The organism is Paraburkholderia tropica, assembly GCF_914484835.1.
Lineage (GTDB): Bacteria > Pseudomonadota > Gammaproteobacteria > Burkholderiales > Burkholderiaceae > Paraburkholderia > Paraburkholderia tropica_A.
This window is the reverse complement of record NZ_CAJZAR010000060.1, coordinates 46,453-65,120: the sequence shown is the minus strand read 5'-3', so window position 1 is coordinate 65,120 and position 18,668 is coordinate 46,453. Positions and strand designations below refer to the sequence as shown.

The 18,668-nt window shown below is 67.1% G+C and carries 16 protein-coding genes; 11 read left to right on the top strand and 5 right to left on the bottom strand.

The features are described 5' to 3' along the window. The 4 genes from LDO54_RS20595 to LDO54_RS20580 all read right to left on the bottom strand — a co-directional run. The coding region (locus LDO54_RS20595) for a PhaM family polyhydroxyalkanoate granule multifunctional regulatory protein (protein WP_224012523.1) at positions 1 to 562 on the bottom strand (562 nt) is incomplete at its 3' end. 155 nt (positions 563 to 717) lie between these two features. Further along, positions 718 to 1,542 carry an enoyl-CoA hydratase/isomerase family protein gene (locus LDO54_RS20590; RefSeq protein WP_224012522.1) on the bottom strand — a complete coding sequence of 275 codons (825 nt, stop codon included), beginning with the start codon at positions 1,540 to 1,542 and terminating at the stop codon, positions 718 to 720. 99 nt (positions 1,543 to 1,641) lie between these two features. Beyond that, a complete protein-coding gene (locus tag LDO54_RS20585) occupies positions 1,642 to 2,826 on the bottom strand; it encodes an ABC transporter substrate-binding protein (RefSeq protein ID WP_224012521.1) in 1,185 nt (394 codons plus the stop codon). A 286-nt stretch (positions 2,827 to 3,112) separates the two neighbouring features. Beyond that, a complete protein-coding gene (locus LDO54_RS20580; protein ID WP_224012520.1) occupies positions 3,113 to 4,102 on the bottom strand; it encodes a fumarylacetoacetate hydrolase family protein in 990 nt (329 codons plus the stop codon). Between the two features lie 158 nt (positions 4,103 to 4,260). Between LDO54_RS20580 and LDO54_RS20575 the strand changes: the two genes are divergently transcribed. From LDO54_RS20575 to LDO54_RS20545, 7 genes are all read left to right on the top strand, one after another. Beyond that, positions 4,261 to 5,199, top strand: coding sequence for an IclR family transcriptional regulator (locus LDO54_RS20575; protein WP_224012519.1), 939 nt, complete (start codon positions 4,261 to 4,263; stop codon positions 5,197 to 5,199). A gap of 240 nt (positions 5,200 to 5,439) precedes the next feature. Beyond that, positions 5,440 to 6,918 (top strand): DUF3108 domain-containing protein, encoded by a 1,479-nt coding sequence (locus LDO54_RS20570; RefSeq protein ID WP_224012518.1) that lies wholly within the window; start codon positions 5,440 to 5,442, stop codon positions 6,916 to 6,918. Between the two features lie 574 nt (positions 6,919 to 7,492). Then, positions 7,493 to 8,281 (top strand): alpha/beta fold hydrolase, encoded by a 789-nt coding sequence (locus LDO54_RS20565; protein WP_224012517.1) that lies wholly within the window; start codon positions 7,493 to 7,495, stop codon positions 8,279 to 8,281. Between the two features lie 187 nt (positions 8,282 to 8,468). Continuing rightward, positions 8,469 to 8,726: a BTH_I0359 family protein gene (locus tag LDO54_RS20560; protein ID WP_224012516.1), complete on the top strand. Its 258-nt coding sequence runs from the start codon at positions 8,469 to 8,471 to the stop codon at positions 8,724 to 8,726. Positions 8,727 to 9,019: 293 nt separating this feature from the next. Then, positions 9,020 to 10,114, top strand: a complete 1,095-nt coding sequence (locus tag LDO54_RS20555) for a homocysteine S-methyltransferase family protein (protein WP_224012515.1) — start codon at positions 9,020 to 9,022, stop codon at positions 10,112 to 10,114. A gap of 68 nt (positions 10,115 to 10,182) precedes the next feature. Continuing rightward, positions 10,183 to 12,900, top strand: a complete 2,718-nt coding sequence (metH, locus tag LDO54_RS20550) for a methionine synthase (protein WP_224012514.1) — start codon at positions 10,183 to 10,185, stop codon at positions 12,898 to 12,900. 242 nt (positions 12,901 to 13,142) lie between these two features. Next, on the top strand, positions 13,143 to 13,352 hold the full coding sequence (locus LDO54_RS20545; RefSeq protein WP_224012513.1) for an acid-shock protein: 210 nt from the start codon (positions 13,143 to 13,145) through the stop codon (positions 13,350 to 13,352). Positions 13,353 to 13,532: 180 nt separating this feature from the next. Here LDO54_RS20545 and LDO54_RS20540 read toward each other — a convergent pair whose 3' ends face one another. Then, positions 13,533 to 13,859, bottom strand: coding sequence for a DUF1840 domain-containing protein (locus LDO54_RS20540; RefSeq protein ID WP_224012512.1), 327 nt, complete (start codon positions 13,857 to 13,859; stop codon positions 13,533 to 13,535). Between the two features lie 382 nt (positions 13,860 to 14,241). Between LDO54_RS20540 and argS the strand changes: the two genes are divergently transcribed. From argS to LDO54_RS20520, 4 genes are all read left to right on the top strand, one after another. Next, positions 14,242 to 16,026: an arginine--tRNA ligase gene (gene argS / locus LDO54_RS20535; protein ID WP_224012511.1), complete on the top strand. Its 1,785-nt coding sequence runs from the start codon at positions 14,242 to 14,244 to the stop codon at positions 16,024 to 16,026. A gap of 132 nt (positions 16,027 to 16,158) precedes the next feature. After that, complete coding sequence (locus tag LDO54_RS20530; RefSeq protein WP_224012510.1) at positions 16,159 to 17,001, top strand: SPOR domain-containing protein; 843 nt, start codon at positions 16,159 to 16,161, stop codon at positions 16,999 to 17,001. A 190-nt stretch (positions 17,002 to 17,191) separates the two neighbouring features. Then, entirely contained in the window at positions 17,192 to 17,845 is a 654-nt protein-coding gene (locus LDO54_RS20525; RefSeq protein WP_224012509.1) for a thiol:disulfide interchange protein DsbA/DsbL, read from the top strand. Between the two features lie 14 nt (positions 17,846 to 17,859). Beyond that, a complete protein-coding gene (locus tag LDO54_RS20520) occupies positions 17,860 to 18,630 on the top strand; it encodes an SDR family oxidoreductase (protein ID WP_224012508.1) in 771 nt (256 codons plus the stop codon). The last annotated feature ends 38 nt before the right edge of the window (positions 18,631 to 18,668 follow it).

The following is an 18,668-nucleotide window of genomic DNA, read 5'->3' as shown; positions in this document are numbered from 1 at the left end:
CGGCCTGCGCCGCCGCGGCCGGCTGCGCCATCGCGAACTGCGCAAGCTGATTGAACTGCGATTGCAGCAGATTCCACCACCCCGACGCATCGAAGCCCGGCGGCGGCGCGGCATCGTCCGGCGCGTTGGCGTCGCCGTCGGCGCTCGCGCCCGGCTTCGCTTCGGCCTGATGCGGCGCGGCGCGCTCCGGCTCGGGCGGCGGGCTCATCTGCGCCTGCGCGAACGCGCCGAACGCGCGCAGCGTCGAGAGCGTCGCGCGCTGCACTTCGAGCGCCTGGATCGCCGACTGCAACATGCTCAGATTGAGCTTGAGCCATTGCTCGACGGCACGCAGGTCGGTGATGCGCTTGTCGAGTTCCTCGATGTTGGTCAGCGGCGTCATCATGTCGGACATCATCGAAAGCGACGGCCCGAGCCCCTGGCCCGCGCCCGGCTCGCTGCCGGGAAACGCGCTGCCGAACGGCGTGAGCCGCATCATCCCCCACATGCGGTCGAGCATTTCGGCGGGCGGAAAACCGGGAAAGCCCGGGAACGGCGGAACGGCGCCTGCGGAATCGGTCATGCGGATCTCCCTCGCAATGATGAACGGGCTCGCGCGCGGCGCGCCCGTGTGACTCATGGTATGCACAGCACGTTTCGATCATACCGCGCGCGTGAGCATCGACAACAAGCGGAAACAAGCGATAACAAACGCGACGCGCCGCGCCCCGTCACCGCTCAGAACGGATCGCCGCCCGGAAAGTCCGGCGCGCGACGCTCGCGCAGCGACTGCACGCCCTCGCGCACGTCCGGCCCCGAGAAGCCCATGAATTCGAGCGCAAGCGAGGTGTCGAAGTTCGGCCCCGCCTGCCGCAGCCAGTTGTTGAGCGCGTACTTGGTCCAGCGCAGCGCCGTCTGCGAGCCGCTCGCGAGACGCTTCGCCACCTCGAACGCCTTCGGCAGCAGATCGTTTTCGTCGACGGCCAGCGACACGAGGCCGATGCGCTCCGCTTCCTCGCCGCTCACCGGCTCGCACAGCAGCAGGTAGTACTTCGCCTTCGCCATGCCGCACAGCAGCGGCCAGACGATCGCCGCATGATCGCCCGCCGCCACGCCCAGACGCGTATGTCCGTCGATGATGCGCGCACTCTTTGCGGCGATCGAAATATCGGCGAGCAGCCCCGCGACGAGGCCCGCGCCCACGGCCGGCCCGTGCATCGCCGAAACGATCGGCTTGCTGCAGTTGATGACGTTGTAGACGAGGTCGCGCGCCTCGCGCCAGACGCGCGCGCGCACGTCGAAATGCAGCGCCATGTCCTCGACGAGCGCGAGATCGCCGCCCGCCGAAAAGCCCTTGCCCTCGCCGCGGATCACGGCCACGCGCGCGTCCGGGTCGCGGTCGACGTCGCGCCAGATTTCGGCGAGTTCGCGATGCATGTTCGCGTCGGCAGTGGCGAGGCCGCTCTTGTTGGTGCCCGCGCCGCTCATCACGATCTCGACGATGCCGTGCTCGTGCCGCCGCACGTGCAAGGCGTGATAGCGGGCGTAAAAAGGATCGTTCATCAGCGGCTCCTTGCCGGTTTCGCGAGGCGCATGGTCAATGCCCCCGTCAATTGATTCGGATTACCAGGCGAATCGCCAATCGCCGCGTGCATGAGCGCGTCAACGCTGCGGCTGATAGATCCATTTGCCGTTTTCGATTTCGACCATCACGCGTGCGCGCGCATCGAGACCGAGGTGATCGGTCGTGCTCATGTTGACGACGCCATTGGTCGTATGCAGCCCGCGCGTCGCTTCGATGGCGTCGCGCAGCGCGTGGCGGAACGCGCCCGTGCCGGGCGCCGCCGACTTCAGCGCGACGGGAATCGCGCTGCCGAGCAGCAGGCCCGCGTCCCACGTGTAAGCGCCGAACGCCGACACCGAGCCCGCGCCGTAACGCGCTTCGAATCGCGCGATGTAGTCGAGCGCGAGACGCCGCTCGGGCCGGTCCTCGGGCAGTTGCGCGGCGACCAGCACCGGGCTCGCGGGCAGGAAGGTGCCGTTGCAGTCGGCGCCGCATACGCGCAGGAAATCGCGATTGCCCACGCCATGATTGTGATAGACGAGGCCCTTGTAGCCGCGCTCCTTGAGCGCCTTCGGCGGCAGCGCGGCGGGCGTGCCGGCCGCGCCCACCACCACGGCGTCGGGCTTCGCGGCGACGATGCGCAGCGCCTGCCCCGTCACGCTCGCATCGGTGCGGTTGAAGCGCTCGTTCGCGACGATGCGGATGCCGCGCGCCTGCGCCGCCTTCGCGACTTCGGCGTAGAACGCGTCGCCGAGCGCGTCGGCCTGGCCAATGTAGGCGAGCGTTTTGACGTTGTGCGCGGCGGCGTGTTCGGCGATCGCGCCCGCCATCATCGCGTCGGTCTGCGGCGTCTTGAACATCCAGTGGCGCTTGTCGTCGACGGGTTCGATGATCTTCGCCGACGACGCCAGCGAGATCGTCGGCGTTTCACCTTGCGCGATCACGTCGAGCATCGCCAGCGTGTTGGGCGTGATCGACGAACCGATGATCGCGTCCACATGCTGTTCGTCGATGAGTTTTTTCGTGTCCTGCACGGCTTGCGTCGTGTCGGACGCATCGTCGAGCACGATGTATTGCACCTGCTGGCCCGCGATCTGCGTGGGCAGCATCGCGGCGGTGTCGCGCGCGGGAATGCCGAGCGACGCGGCAGGACCGGTCAGCGAGAGCACGAGACCGATCTTGATCTGCGCGAGCGCGACCGAGGGTACGGAAAACGATGCAATGAAAGCGGCGAGCGGCAGGGCAAAGCCCAGGGAAAAGCGGCGGGTGCGAGAGCGCGGCATGGTGTCTCCGGTCGATCGCGCGGTGGCCTCGCGGCGGCGCGGATCGCGTAATGTTCGACGAGCGTATTCTGCGTACGGCTTCGATGCGGCTACAGCTTTTCCAGCTTGTTTTACGGCCTGGTTTTACGACTTCCTGCGCCGGGATTCCCCCGGCATGTCGACGCGCGCCGCGCCAGGCGGCGCGCGTTCTCCAACGCGTTCGCCAGTGTAGCCGCACGCGGCGCGCGCGGCATCCGGCGAAACCCTTTCAGGCGTCTTGCGCGCTCCTATGCGCGCCCAAACGCGCTTACTCGCCGCCGAGCGGCGCGACGCCCTGATCGATCGCACCGAAGATCGACTTGCCCGCTTCGTCGAGCATCTCGATCTTCACCGAGTCGCCGAACTTCATGAAGCCGGTGCTCGCCTCGCCGTGCTCGATGGTTTCGAGGCAGCGCTTCTCGGCGATGCAGCAGTAGCCGCGCTTCGCGTCCTTGTTCGAGACCGTGCCCGAGCCGACGATCGCGCCCGCGCGCAGATTGCGGGTCTTCGCCGCGTGCGCGATCAGCTGGCCGAAGTGGAACACCATGTCGGTGCCCGCGTCGGGCTGGCCGACCTTCTTGTTGTTCCAGTAGACCAGCATCGGCAGATGCACGCGGCCTTCGCGCCAGTGCTCGCCAAGTTCGTCGGGCGTGACGAAAACCGGCGAGAACGAGGTGGCCGGCTTGCTCTGGAAGAAGCCGAAACCCTTCGCAAGTTCGGCCGGAATCAGGTTGCGCAGCGACACGTCGTTGACGAGGCCGACGAGGCGCACGGCCTTGAGCGCTTCGTCGGCGCTCGCGCCCATCGGCACGTCGCCGGTGATCACCGCCACTTCCGCCTCGAAGTCGATGCCGAAGGCTTCCGAGGCGCACACGATGTCGTCGGTCGGGCCGATGAAGTCGTCGCTGCCGCCCTGGTACATCAACGGATCGGTCCAGAACTCGGGCGGCATCTCCGCGCCGCGCGCGCGCCGCACCAGTTCGACGTGGTTCACGTAGGCCGAGCCGTCGGCCCACTGATAGGCGCGCGGCAGCGGCGCCATGCAGTCGCGGGCGTCGAAACTGAAGGTGTTGCGGGCGCGGCCCTGGTTGAGCGCTTCGTAGAGATCGAGCAGTTGCGGCGCGTAGAAGCGCCAGTCGTCGAGCACGCGCTGCAACGTGGGCGCGATCGCATCGGCGATGGCGGCGCTGCGCAGGTCGCGGGAAACGACGATCAGCTGGCCGTCGCGGGTGCCGTCCTTCAGCGTGGCAAGTTTCATGTGGTGAGGCGTGGATGACGATAGAGGAAATGTATTCTACGATGGTGAATCGGCGCGACCCAAGCGGCGCGCTGAATCCCTTCGCGCCGGCCGCCTCCGGCGCCGCTTCACGCTCCATCGCCATCCATCGACTCTCATCGACACTCATCGACGCTTTCATGCCGAAGTCCGCCCGCACCGCGCCCAGCGCCCCGCCTCTCGCCGCCACTGTGGCCCAGCCTCTCGCCGATGCCGATCTCGACGACATCAACGAAGCCGGTGAAGGCGGCGAAAGCGGTGAAAGCAGTGAAAGCGGCGACGAAGGCGGCGAGGAAAAGCAGCGTTCGGGCATCCAGTCGATCGAAGTCGGTTTCCGGCTGCTCGAAGTGCTCACGAACGAGCCGCGCGCGATGATGCTGCGCGACCTCGCGCAACGCGCGGGCATGAGCCCGGCGAAGGCGCATCGCTATCTGGTGAGCTTTCTGCGCCTGGGTATGGTCGCGCAGGACCCGCTTTCCGGGCGCTACGAACTCGGCGGCTTCGCGCTGCAGCTCGGCCTTGCGCGGCTCGCGCGCGTGGACGGCGTGAAGCTCGCGCGCATCGCGCTGACCGAACTGCGCGATGCGCTCGACATCACCGTGGGCATCGCCGTGTGGGGCAACCAGGGGCCGACCGTCGTGCACTGGCTCGAATCGACGCATCCGGCCAAGGCGTCGCTCAAGCTCGGCGACGTCATGCCGATGCTCAGCTCCGCGACCGGCCTGCTGTTCGCCGCCTACCTGCCGCGCAGCAAGACCGCGCCGATGATCGAGCGCGAACTGGGCAGCGCGCAGCACTTCTCCTATGGCTCGACGCCGCGCACGGCCGAAGAACTCGAACGCGCGCTCGCCGAGGTGCGCGAGCACGGCGCGGCGCGCGTGGAAGGCATGCTGCTGCCGACCATCCACGCGTTCTGCACGCCGGTGTTCGACGCGAGCGGCGAACTGGCGCTCGGGCTGATCGCGCTCGGCCACGAAGGCGCGTTCGATATCGGCTGGAACGGCGCGGTGGACATGGCGCTGCGCGCGTGCGCAGACAAGCTTTCGTACGAATTGGGGTACAGCCCTGTGGAGCGCTGAGCGCCTTCAGGCGACGGCACGCCGCGTGCTCCCGAATTGCAGTTTTGCGCGTGTAGCCGTGCGCGTTTTTACCAACGCGGTTTCTGGCGCATTTCCGGCGCGCTCACCAACGCGCTCACCGACGCGTTCACGCGCCCTTTTTGCAGCGGTCTGACGCGCCGTGTCACAGTAACGCCTAGGACTCAAGCGACCGATTCTCACGCTACCGCTCACCCAATCCGACGCCGCGACCGCCAACCGATGTCCACCTCCGCCACCGACCACCGCAGCGACCACGCCGGAACGCGCCGCGCGCGCCCCTGGCGCTGGGTGGCCGTGTTCGTCGCGGTGACGGCGCTGCACTGGCTCGCCGCCGAGTGGTTCGAGCGTCATCACGGCGCGCCGCCGTCGGCTGCGAAAGTGCACGTGCCTGTGCAGGTGCGCCTGCTCAAGACCGAGCGCATCGAGCAGCAGGCGCGGCCCGCGGGCGCGACGCCCGCGCCCCGGCCCGCCAAACCGGCCGCGCCCAGACGCGCCGCGCCGCCACCACACACGCTGCAAGCCGTCGCGCCGCCTCAGCCGCATCCGAAAGTCGCCGCCGCGCCCGACACGCCGCAAGCCGCATCGAGCGCCGACGCGGCATCGGCGGCTTCCGCGCCAGTGGCGGCCAGCACCGCAACCGCGGCAGCGGGCGGCGGCAATGGCAACCATCCGTCGGCACAGGCGGCGCAGGCTTCGCACGGCCTGAAGTTTTCGGTGCCGCCGTCGGGCGAATTGCAGTACGAGACGTTTTATAACGGCGTGCGCAATCAGCCCGGCACGATCCACTGGAAGACTGACGGCCAGCACTACGAGATGGTGGTCGAAGTGCCGCTGCCCTTCGTCGGCACCTTTAGCTGGACGAGCAAGGGTCACGTCGATGCGTTCGGCCTCGCGCCCGAGCAGTACATCGAACAGCGCGGCCATCGTCCGGCCAACTTCACCATCTTCAACCGCGACCAGAAGCAGATCGTTTTTACGCGGACGCCGAATTCGCTCGCGCTGCCCGACGGCGCGCAGGACCGCTTCAGCATGGTCATGCAGCTCGCGAGCCTCGTGCGCGGCGATCCCGACACGTACAAGCCCGGCGTCACGCGCGAGTTCTATGTCGCCGACAACGACAGCGGCGAAACCTGGCCCATCACCACGATCGGCGACGAAACGGTGAGCACCGATCACGGCTACGTCACGGCGCGCCATTTCATGCGCCTGCCGCGTCACGACGGCGACAAGCGCCGCATCGACGTCTGGCTCGCGCCGTCGCTCGGCTGGCTGCCCGTGCGACTGATGCAGACGGAGCCGAACGGCAGCGAATTCGAACTGATCTGGCGCGGCGCGCTCGTGCCGCCGGGCGGCGGCAAGGGAAGCGCGGCGAGCAACGAAGCGGCGAATCAAGCGCCGGGCGTTGCGCCGAATCCCACGCCGAATCCCACGCCAAACGCCACGCAAGGCGCCGCACCAAACGGCACACTAAACGCACCAGCGGCGGATACGACGAATCCGCCGCCAGCCAGTGGTACGCCCGCGCCGGACACCTCGAATCCGGGCGCGGCCACGGCGCCCGCCAGCGACGACGGCAACGCCGCGCCGCCGGTTTCGCAGCCGCCGCCGTCGCCCGAAACGACAGCACCCGCGGCAGCGCCCGCGACATCGCCATCGACGCAATCCGCGCCGCCTGCCGATGCCCCGCTGCACCCCTGAGCGGCGTTGCGCGCGTCAACACACACACGCGCACAAAGAAGGCGCGCGCGCAACACCAAAGCGGCCCTTCTGCCCGCAAGATTCTGCGAAATAGCGCATACTGGAATCGTCAAAGCGACGCGCTTTGGCCACGCGCGCAGACGGCCACGTACCGCCTGCCCACACGCGGCGCAGCGCCTCGCATCCGACATCGAGCGCCCCGCGAAGTCATGCAGCAATCATGCGGAACGACTGCAAGGCGAGCACCAGAAAGAACTGAAGAAACGGCTCGAGGGAGGCCGTCACGAACACAGCGACGCGTCCAGCGTCGCGCGTCACGTTGCACCGCGTTGAACACGCCTTGAACGCATAACGTCAAACCTCGCGTCGAACCTCGCGTCGAACGGAACCGGCGCGGCAGACAGGAATAGACAGGAGCCTCACGAACGTCCGGGATTCATCCCGGCCTGGACCACGAACGCCAGCCCGTATCGGCACGCCGCTCTTTCAGGCGCGCCGCTTGCGACAAGCGTGCGTTTGGGCAGTACCTCGCAATCGGCCTGACTCCCAACCCACTACGGTGAAGGAGGAACGCATGCAAGCGACTGTCAACGGCATCGATACGCGCTACGTCTTCGAAGACCGCAGCGGGGGCCCGGCGCTGACGTTCATCCACCAGTTGGGCGGCGATCTCACGGTATGGGATACGCTCGCGGGACACTTCCGCCATCGCCATCGCGTGCTGCGTTACGACGTGCGCGGCCATGGCGGCAGCGCCATCGCGCACGAGGCCTTCGGCTTTCGCGAACTCGCCGCCGATCTCGCCGCATTGCTCGACGACCGCGACATCCGCGCGACGCATCTCGTCGGCATGTCGATGGGCGGCATGATCGCGCAACAGTTCGCACTCGACCACACGGCGCGCGTGCTCTCGCTCACGCTCTGCGACACCGCGAGCCGCACCGCGCCCGAGGCGCGCGCAAGCTGGAGCGAACGCGCGGAATGCGTGCGCCGCGACGGTCTCGTCGCGCTCGCCGACGTGACGATGGCGCGCTGGTTCACGGCCGATTTCCGCCACACGCATCGCGATATCGTCGCGCAGGTTTGCGAGGTGTTATTACGGACGCCTGCACAAGGCTACGCGCGCGCCTGCGAAGCGCTGCGCGACTTCGACGTCCACGAGCGGCTCGCGCAACTGCGCGTGCCGACACTCGCCGTCGCGGGCCGCCACGACAGCGGCACGCCGCCCGCGCAGACCGAAGCGCTCGCGCGCGCCATCGAAGGCGCGCGCTACGAATTGCTCGACGCCGCACATCTGGCCCCCGTAGAGGAGTCGCACGGATTCGCGGCCTTGCTTGAAACGTTTCTTCGCCAGCAGGTCTAAGAAGTTGCACCCGGTAGCATCACGAAGCACAGACTGAAACAGACGGAACAACAAACAATGAGAAGGAAACCCGAGGGAGAGCAGTCGAAAACAAGAGGTGCAGTGGAACCCACCCCTTGAATTCCAGAACGAACGCTCCATGTATCAACTCAAGCAGTGAGGGAGCACAGGAAAAAGGAGTGTCGCCATGCAGATGATCTACAACAGTCCGAATTATTGCGTTGTCGAGTTTCCGCCGCAGGACGGCCATGTCGCCATGCGTTCGGGCGGGTATGAGATCGTCGACAAGAACTCGCGACGCGAGATCTTCATCGACGGCGCAATGGCCGCGCGTTTTCGCGAAGACGTACAGAAGCTGATGGATGAAGACCAGTCGCTCGACGAGGTGGACGAATTCCTCGGACAGTTCGACAGTCTGATGCAGCAACCCGTGGTGCTCCACTGACCCTCCCGGCGCGCCGCCGCGAGGCGGCGTCGCATAGCGGCGGCACCCGCCCGGAAAACCCCGCCTGGCCTCGCGGTCGCGCGGGGTTTTCCTTTTCCGGCGCACCCGCGCCGATTTTCCGTCGCGGCTGCCCGCTCCGCGCCCCTGCTGCGCCCGGTTTCCGCCCCGCCGCCGCGCCTGAGCGCGGCTTGTCCCGCGAGCCGCGCCAGGCCTCGCGCGCCAGCGCGGCGCCCCGGCTGCGGCTACAATAACGGGTTTCCCCGTCCAACCGGCTCCACGCCCGCTCGCGACCCATGAACCAGCCTGCCGACACCGTCTCGCGTCCCGCCGCGAATGCTCCCGCGCAACCCCGCTACACGCGCGGCGCCGCGCTGCCCGCGCTGCTCGCCTCGCGCATCCTGATTCTCGACGGCGCGATGGGCACGATGATCCAGCGCTACAAGCTCGACGAAGCCGCCTATCGCGGCAAAGGCGGCGTCGAGCGCTTCAAGGACTATCCGCGCGACATCAAGGGCAACAACGAACTGCTCTCGCTGACGCAGCCGCAGATCATCCGCGAGATTCACGACCAGTATCTCGCCGCGGGCGCGGACATCATCGAAACGAATACGTTCGGCGCGACCACGGTGGCGCAGGACGATTACGGCATGGGCGAGCTCGCCATCGAGATGAACATCGAGTCGGCGAAACTCGCGCGCGCCGCGTGCGACCAGTACTCGACGCCCGACAAGCCGCGCTTCGTCGCGGGCGCGATCGGACCGACGCCGAAGACCGCGAGCATCTCGCCCGACGTCAACGATCCGGGCGCGCGCAACGTCACGTTCGAAGAACTGCGCCGCGCGTACTACGAGCAGGCGAAGGCGCTGATGGACGGCGGCTGCGACCTGTTCCTCGTCGAGACGATCTTCGACACGCTCAACGCGAAGGCCGCGCTGTTCGCGCTCGACCAGCTGTTCGACGACACCGGCGAGATCCTGCCGATCATGATCTCGGGCACGGTCACCGACGCCTCGGGCCGCATTCTCTCGGGCCAGACCGTCGAGGCGTTCTGGAATTCGCTGCGCCACGCGAAGCCGCTCACGTTCGGCCTGAACTGCGCGCTGGGCGCGGCGCTGATGCGCCCGTACATCGCCGAACTCGCAAAGCTGTGCGACACCTACGTGTCGTGCTACCCGAACGCGGGCCTGCCGAACCCGATGAGCGACACCGGCTTCGACGAACTGCCCGCCGATACGTCCGGGCTCCTGAAGGAATTCGCCACGGCGGGCCTCGTGAACGTCGCGGGCGGCTGCTGCGGCACCACGCCCGATCACATCGCGGCGATTGCGAAAGCCCTCGCCGAGGTCAAGCCGCGCCGCTGGCCGGGGCAGTATCGCGACGCTGAATGAAGCGCCGCTGAATCGCCCTGCCACCCTAAACGACAAACCGACGAACCCTGACGATCCGGTCCCCCGCCATGACTGACCATACCCTGCGACTCTCCGGCCTCGAACCGTTCAACGTGACGGACGGCACGCTGTTCATCAACGTGGGCGAGCGCACCAACGTGACCGGCTCGAAGGCGTTCGCGCGCATGATTCTCAACGGCCAGTTCGACGAGGCGCTCGCGGTCGCGCGCCAGCAGGTCGAAAACGGCGCGCAGATCATCGACGTCAACATGGACGAGGCGATGCTCGATTCGAAGGCGGCGATGGTCCGCTTCATGAATCTGATCGCCTCCGAGCCCGACATCGCGCGCGTGCCGATCATGATCGACTCGTCGAAGTGGGACGTGATCGAGGCGGGTCTGCAATGCGTGCAGGGCAAGGCCATCGTCAACTCGATCTCGCTCAAGGAAGGCCGCGAGCCGTTCATCCATCACGCGAAGCTGATCCGCCGTTACGGCGCGGCGGCCGTGGTGATGGCCTTCGACGAAACCGGCCAGGCCGATACCTACCAGCGCAAGATCGAGATCTGCCAGCGCTCGTACGACGTGCTCGTGAACGAAGTCGGCTTCCTGCCCGAAGACATCATCTTCGACCCGAACATCTTCGCGGTCGCCACGGGCATCGAGGAGCACAACAACTACGCGGTGGACTTCATCGAAGCCACGCGCTGGATCAAGCAGAACCTGCCGCACGCGAAGATCAGCGGCGGCGTCTCGAACGTGTCGTTCTCGTTCCGCGGCAACGACCCGGTGCGCGAGGCGATCCACACCGTGTTCCTCTACCACGCGATTCAGGCGGGCATGGACATGGGCATCGTGAACGCGGGCCAGCTCGGCGTGTATGCCGATCTCGACGCCGAACTGCGCGAGCGCGTGGAAGACGTGGTGCTCAACCGCCGCGACGACGCCACCGACCGTCTGCTCGAAATCGCCGACAAGTTCAAGACCGGCGCGGCGAAGAAGGAAGAGAACCTGGAGTGGCGCAATCAGGGCGTCGAGAAGCGTCTTGCGCATGCGCTCGTGCACGGCATCACGAACTTCATCGTCGAAGACACCGAGGAAGCGCGCCAGAAGATCATGGGCGGCGGCGGCCGTCCGATCAACGTGATCGAAGGCCCGCTGATGGACGGCATGAACGTCGTCGGCGACCTGTTCGGTCAGGGCAAGATGTTCCTGCCGCAGGTCGTGAAGTCGGCGCGCGTGATGAAGCAGGCCGTCGCGCACCTGATTCCGTTCATCGAGGAAGAAAAGCGTCTGCTCGCCGAATCGGGCGCGGACGTGCGCGCGAAGGGTAAGATCGTCATCGCGACCGTGAAGGGCGACGTGCACGACATCGGCAAGAACATCGTGTCGGTTGTCCTCCAGTGCAATAACTTCGAAGTGGTCAACATGGGCGTGATGGTCCCGTGCAACGAGATCCTCGCGAAGGCGAAGGTCGAGGGCGCGGACATCATCGGCCTCTCGGGCCTGATTACGCCGTCGCTCGAAGAAATGGCCTACGTCGCGAGCGAAATGCAGCGCGACGACTACTTCCGCGTGAAGAAGATTCCGCTGCTAATCGGCGGTGCGACCACCTCGCGCGTGCACACGGCCGTGAAGATCGCGCCGCATTACGAAGGCCCGGTCGTGTACGTGCCGGACGCGTCGCGCTCGGTGTCGGTGGCGTCGAGCCTGCTGTCCGACGAAGGCGCGGCGAAGTACATCGACGAACTCAAGGGCGATTACGAGCGCATCCGCGACCAGCACGCCAACAAGAAGGCGCAGCCGATGGTCACGCTGGAAGCCGCGCGCGCCAACAAGACGAAGATCGACTGGGCGAACTTCGAACCCGTGAAGCCGAAGTTCATCGGCCGCCGCGTGTTCAAGAACTACGACCTGAATGAACTGGCGCAGTACATCGACTGGGGTCCGTTCTTCCAGACCTGGGATCTGGCCGGTCCGTATCCGCAGATCCTCAACGACGAGATCGTCGGCGAGTCGGCGCGCAAGGTGTTCTCCGACGCCAAGTCGATGCTCTCGCGCCTGATCCAGGGCCGCTGGCTGCAGGCGAACGGCGTGATCTCGCTGTTGCCCGCGAACACCGTCAACGACGACGACATCGAGATCTACACCGACGAATCGCGCACGGAAGTCGCGATGACATGGCGCAATCTGCGTCAGCAGTCGGTGCGTCCGGTGGTGGACGGCGTGATGCGCCCGAACCGGTGTCTGGCCGACTTCATCGCGCCGAAGGACTCGGGCAAGGCCGACTACATCGGCCTGTTCGCGGTCACGGCGGGCATCGGCGTGGACGTGAAGGAAGCGCAGTTCGAAAAGGATCACGACGACTACAGCGCGATCATGCTCAAGGCGCTGGCCGACCGTTTCGCGGAAGCGTTCGCCGAAGCGATGCACGCGCGCGTGCGCCGCGATCTGTGGGGCTATGCGTCGGCCGAAACGCTCGACAACGACGCGCTGATCGCCGAGAAGTACGCGGGCATTCGTCCGGCGCCGGGCTATCCGGCCTGCCCGGACCACCTCGTGAAGCGCGATATGTTCGACGTGCTGCAGGCCAACGAGATCGGCATGAGCGTGACCGAGTCGCTGGCGATGCTGCCGGCGGCGAGCGTCTCGGGCTTCTATCTCGCGAACCCGGACAGCACGTATTTCTCGGTCGGCAAGATCGCCCAGGATCAGCTCGCCGACTTCGGCCGCCGCATGGCGCTCTCCGACGAAGACGCGCGCCGCGCGCTCGCGCCGCTGCTCTAAGGTCAGCGCTGAACCTCCTCGCGACATGACATTCGCGCGCCGCGGCCGCAAGGCCCGCGCGCGGCCGTTGTGGCCAGCCGACATATGCCATTCGATAGGCTGAATATTACGCGCGCGCTATTTTTCGGCTTTGTAAGATGGCAGCGCTTCACCTTGGCCTGACGCGGCGGCGCGCATCGTCCGGCGCCGCGCCGGCTCGATCATCAGCAAGTCCTTAAAAAAATCGCCTTTCGGAGAATCGTATGAAGAAGCTGGTGTTGATGTTGACCGCCTTTGGCGTCGCCGCGCTCGCGCAACCGTCGTTCGCCCAGCCGGCCGCGCCGCACGAGTCGAGCGCGGTGTCGTCGTATTCGGCGCCCACTGAAAAACACGTGAAGAAGCCGAAGAAAAAGAAGGCGAAGAAGGGCGCGGCCTCGGCGGCCGAGAGCGCGCCGGCTGCCGCCAGCGAGTAATTGCAGGCGGGCAGGTCATCGCGTACCACGCCAGCTTGCCAGTAGAAAAGCAAAGAGCCCGCATCGAGCGGGCTCTTTCTTTTTGCGCTTCACGTTCAGGCTTCACATCTGGGCGTCACGGCCGGCGCGCGGCGCGGCCTTTAAGGCCCGACGCTCACCGCCGCTCGCGCAAGGGGCGCTTCAGATGCCCCAAACGATGTCGTTGTCTTCCTTCTTCGCCGCGCGCAGCATGTCGAGGAACGGAAACGCGCGCTGCGCGAGACCCGGCTGCAGTTCGTGATGCTCGCGGCCCTCCTCGCCTTCGTGAAAGTGGCCTTCGTGCTCGGCACGGTCTTTCTTGTCGATGGCGATGGCCGCTTCGAGCTTGCCGATCGCCGTGTCGAGCTCGTCGTGCGTAATCACGCCGCGTGCGCCGAGGCGCTTGCCGATAATGCCGAGGAGATATTGCGCGAGATTTTCCAGCATCGTCACGTCAGGCGCCGCGTGGCATTTGAATGTAACCAGCATGTCTGTTCCCTTTATGATTTTGATGTCCGCTTGACCATGGGCCGGACGCCGTTGCGGCAACTCGCTGCGACTGGAGCGCGGCGACCGAAAAAGCACCCGCGGAAAAGCGTAACTGGCGAGCCTGGGCCTGCCGGGCATCTCATTTCACATATTAGCACCTGCTAAAATCCGTCTGGACGGAATTACCCGCAGGGCGCGGCCCTGTCCGCCCGGCCCGCTTGAGTGCCACGGCCACCGCCGCGATCCGCGTGCGGCGCGCGCTGGCCCGCGATGGCCGGCGGCGGCGCCCCGCCCTCACCCGAATTCGACGGCACGCGCCGGCCTTTGCGCTTCCAGCAGGCCGGCCCCGCACCCAACTACCCGCACAGGACCTGCTACAAGCATGCTGCCCGCACAGAAACACACCCTGGAGACTCTGTTCGCCGACGCCGTCGCCCAGGTGGCGAAAGCCACCGAGGGCACGACCGAAGCCGCATTCGTCGTGCCCACGATCGCGCTCGAGCGTCCGAAGGTCGCCGCGCACGGCGACGTCGCCTGCAACGTGGCGATGCAGCTCGCCAAGCCGCTGCGCGCCAACCCGCGCGCGCTGGCCCAGCAGATCGTCGACGCCGTGAAGGCGCTGCCCGCCGCCGCCGGCCTGGTCGCCGACGCCGAAGTGGCCGGCCCCGGCTTCATCAACCTGCGCCTGACCGTCGAGGCCAAGCGCGCCGTGCTCGGCGCCGTGTTCGCCGAAGCCGCCGCGTTCGGCCGCTCGCAGCGCGAAGCCGGCAAGCGCGTGCTGGTCGAGTTCGTCTCGGCCAACCCCACGGGTCCGCTGCACGTCGGCCACGGCCGCCAGGCCGCGCTCGGCGACGCCATCTCGAACGTGCTCGGCTCGCAAGGCTTCGACGTGCACCGCGAGTTCTACTACAACGACGCGGGCGTGCAGATCGGCAACCTCGCCGTCTCCACCCAGGCGCGCGCGCGCGGCCTGAAGCCGGGCGACGCGGGCTGGCCGGAAGCCGCCTATAACGGCGAATACATCGCCGACATCGCACGCGACTATCTCGCGGGCGAAACCGTCGCGGCCACGGACGGCGAACCCGTCACGGGCGCGAAGGACCCGGAAGACCTCGAAGCGATCCGCCGCTTCGCCGTCGCCTATCTGCGCCACGAGCAGGATCTCGACCTGCAGGCGTTCGGCGTGAAGTTCGACCGCTACTACCTCGAATCGTCGCTGTACACCGAAGGCCGCGTCGAGAAGACCGTCGAGTCGCTCGTCGCCTCGGGCCAGACCTACGAGCAGGACGGCGCGCTGTGGCTCAAGACCACCGACTACGGCGACGACAAGGACCGCGTGATGCGCAAGTCCGACGGCACCTACACGTACTTCCTGCCGGACGTCGCTTACCACGTCACCAAGTGGGAGCGCGGCTTCACCAAGGTCATCAACATCCAGGGCTCGGATCACCACGGCACCATCGCGCGCGTGCGCGCCGGCCTGCAGGCGCTCGGCGTCGGCATTCCGAAGGGCTATCCCGACTACGTGCTGCACAAGATGGTCACCGTCATGCGCGACGGCCAGGAAGTGAAGATCTCCAAGCGCGCGGGCAGCTACGTGACGGTGCGCGACCTGATCGAATGGTCGGGCGGCGCGAATCCGGGCAGCGAAGTCTCGCCGGATCTACTCGACGAAGCGACCATCCGCCGCGGCCGCGACGCCGTGCGCTTCTTCCTCATCTCGCGCAAGGCCGACACGGAATTCGTGTTCGACATCGACCTCGCGCTGAAGGAAAACGACGAAAACCCGGTGTACTACGTGCAGTACGCGCACGCACGCATCTCGTCGATCCTCGGCGACTGGCAAGGCAAGTTCGGCGGCAAGCTCGACGCGCTGCCGCAGGTCGACCTCGCGCCGCTGTCGAGCGAACGCGCGCTCGCGCTCATCGCCAAGCTCGCCGAATTTCCCGACATGCTCACGCACGCGGCCGGCGAACTCGCGCCGCACGCGGTCGCGTTCTATCTGCGCGAACTCGCGGCTGAATTCCACTCGTTCTACAATGCCGAACGCGTTCTCGTCGACGACGCGGCCGAGCGCGATGCGCGCGTCGCGCTGCTCGCAGCCACGCGCCAGGTGCTCGCGAACGGTCTCGCGATGATCGGCGTGTCGGCGCCCGAGCGCATGTAACGCAGGGGATGCATGGGTCGCGCCGCGCTGTGCCGCGGCGCGACCCATGATCCCGTGAAGCGACATGTTTGGGGCGCGTCCGCGAGCGGGCGCGCCATTCCAGGATTCTCTTGTTTGCAGGTGATTCAGACGATGGCAAAACCGCGCCGCACTACAAAACAGCAGTCGAAACAGTCCGGGGGTACGTTTCTCGGTGTCGTGCTGGGCCTGATTGTCGGCCTTGCGATCGCGGTGGTGGTGGCGCTCTATATCACGCGCTCGCCCACGCCGTTCGTCTCGAAGGTCGCGCCGCCGGCCGCTTCGGACGCGAGCCAGAGCGAACAATACGATCCGAACCGTCCGCTGCAAGGCAAGACGCCGGGTCAGCCGGTGACGCCGCAAGCCGCGCAAAGCACGCCGCCGAACACCGCGCCGGGCCAGACCACGAACCAGTCGCAGTCGTCGGGCATGCTCGACGAGCCGCAGATCGTCGAAGTGCCGCCGTCGGGTTCGGCCGACAACGGCGCGAACAATGCCGCCAACAACAACGGCGTTGCGGTCGCACCCAAGCCTTCGACGGGCGCCACGACCGACAATAGCCAGCTCGCACAGCCCGCGAAGAAGCCGCAGGCACCGAGCCAGCCCGCGCAGCAGCTCGCGAACAACCCGCCGCAGAAGTCGCCGAACGCGGCTCCCGCGCCGAACGCCGCGAAGCCCGCTCAGCCCGGCTCCGCCGCGCCGTCGGCCGCCGACGCCAACACCGGCTACTTCCTGCAGGTCGGCGCGTACAAGACCTCGTCCGACGCCGAGCAGCAGCGCGCGCGTCTCGCCTTCCAGGGCTTCGAGTCGAAGGTCACGCAGCGCGACGCGGGCGGCATCACGTACTACCGCGTGCGCATCGGTCCGTTCTCCAAGTTCGATGACATGAACTCGACCCGTCAGCGCCTGTCTGACGCCGGTATCGACACCGCCGTCATTCGTTTCTCGAAGCAGTAACCGCCGTCCGCGCCGCGTCGCCGCGCGCCCCGTCCCCCGCGCCGTCCGCACCGTTGTGTGCGCAAGCGTCGGTGGCGGAGCGCGCAGCCCGCGGCGCGATCTCATCCAGTAACGCCGCGGCCGCGCGCAGCCAGCGCGCCGCACCCATCGGGCCGGACGCCGCCGGCCTCGTCCAGTGGAACAACACGCTATGAAACGCATTCTCGGATCGCTCCTGCTCTCGCTCTCCATGATCGCCGGCGCCGCGCACGCCTCGCCTGCCGCGCCGGTCGCCAGCAAGGACTACACGGTGCTCAAGGCGCCGCAGCCGCTCGACGTGCCCGCGGGCAAGATCGAAGTGATCGAATTCTTCTGGTACGGCTGCCCGCACTGCAACGCGTTCGACCCGTACCTCGAATCGTGGATCAAGAAGCAGGGCCCGGACGTCGTGTTCAAACGCGTGCCGGTTGCCTTCCGTGACGATTTCGTCCCGCATTCGAAGATGTACTACGCGCTCGACGCGCTCGGCCTCGCGCAGAAGCTCACGCCCGCCGTGTTCCATGAAATCCACGTGAACAAGAACTACCTGCTCACGCCGGAAGACCAGCAGAAGTTCCTCGCCACGCAAGGCGTCGATCCGAAGAAGTACATGGACGCGTACAACTCGTTCTCGACGCAGAGCGCGCTCCAGCGCGACAAGGCCATGCTCGACGCGTACAAGATCGACGGCGTGCCGACCATCGCGATCCAGGGCAAGTACGAAACCGGCCCGGCGCTGATGCAATCGACGGAAGACAAGGCGCTGCCGGACACGCTGCAGGTCATGGACTTCATCGTTTCGCAGATCCGCGCGAAGAAGATGTGAGCGCGCGCGCCGGCATGACACACCCGCTCAAGGTTTTCATCACCGGCGCGTCGAGCGGCATCGGCGCCGCTCTCGCCGCCGAATACGCGCGGCGCGGCGCCATCCTCGGGCTCGTCGCGCGCCGCGCCGACGCGCTCGAGGCGTTTCTCCAGGCTCATCCGCAGCACCCCATCTCGATCTATCCCGCCGACGTGCGCGACGCCGATGCGCTCGCCGCCGCCGCGCGCGCGTTCATCGCCGAACACGGCATGCCCGACATCGTGATCGCCAACGCGGGCGTGAGCCGCGGTGCGCTCACGGGCGAAGGCGAGCTCGCCACGTTCCGCGACGTGATGGATACGAACTACTTCGGCATGGTCGCCACCTTCGAGCCGTTCGCGCAAACCATGGCGCAGACGCGGCGCGGCACGCTCGTGGGCATCGCGAGCGTGGCGGGCGTGCGGGGGCTGCCGGGCTCGGGCGCGTACAGCGCGTCGAAGGCCGCGGCGTTCGCCTATCTCGAAGCGCTGCGCGTGGAGATGCGCCCGTTCAAGGTGCCTGTGGTCACCATCGCGCCCGGCTACATCCGTACGCCGATGACCGCGAAGAACCCGTACCGCATGCCGTTCCTGATGGACGCCGACCGCTTCGCCACGCGCGCCGCCGACGCCATCGCGCGCGGGCGCGCCTTCGCCGTGTTCCCGTGGCCGATGCGCGTGGTCGCCGCGCTGCTCGGCGCGCTGCCGCGCTGGCTGTATGACCGCGCTTTCGAGCGCGCGCCGCGCAAGCCGCGTACTGCTCAGTAGCCCCCCCCAGCCCCCCCACTTGTGGGGGGGTGCGATCG